The organism is Aminobacter sp. P4_D5 (genome assembly GCF_056401815.1).
Genome location: NZ_JBFUIP010001294.1, coordinates 1 through 537 on the forward strand (window position 1 = coordinate 1; position 537 = coordinate 537).

General features: G+C 68.3%; 1 protein-coding gene. It reads left to right on the forward strand.

Features of this window, described 5'->3' with window-relative positions; all coding sequences use genetic code 11:
* Positions 1 to 107: 107 nt before the first annotated feature.
* Positions 108 to 537, forward strand: a 430-nt coding sequence (locus AC1DWF_RS38020) for an alpha-hydroxy-acid oxidizing protein (RefSeq protein ID WP_476843572.1), incomplete at its 3' end; no start/stop codon positions are given.

Here is a 537-nt window from a genome sequence, read left to right on the forward strand (position 1 = left end):
CACGCCGAGACAGGACTTCACGGCCGGGCCGATTGCCGCGAGCCACCCGATGACGTCTCATGGCCCGGCACTGCGCATCAGAACCGGCAGGCCATCCGGAGGGGACCATGAATCTCGATACCGTCGTGAACGCGGAGGACATGCGCGCGCTGGCCCGATCCGCGCTGCCCAGGATCGCCTTCGACTTCATCGACGGCGGCGTGATGGACGAGGAGGGCCTGGCCGAGAACCGCGCGGCCTTCCGGCGCCACAGGCTGGTTCCCCGTTACCTCGTCGACGTCAGCCGGCGCGACCAGACGGTGGAGATCTTCGGCCACCGCTACGCCAGCCCCATCGGCATCTCGCCCATGGGCATCGCCGGATTCTTCCGGCCCGGCGCGGACCTCATGCTCGCGAAGGCGGCGGCGGAAGCGAACACGCCCTACATCATGTCCAGCGCCAGCTGCGATTCCATCGAGAGCGCCATGGCGGTGGCGCCGGACACGACCTGGTTCCAGCTCTACGGCACCAAGGACCCTGGGATCGTCGAGGATCTCG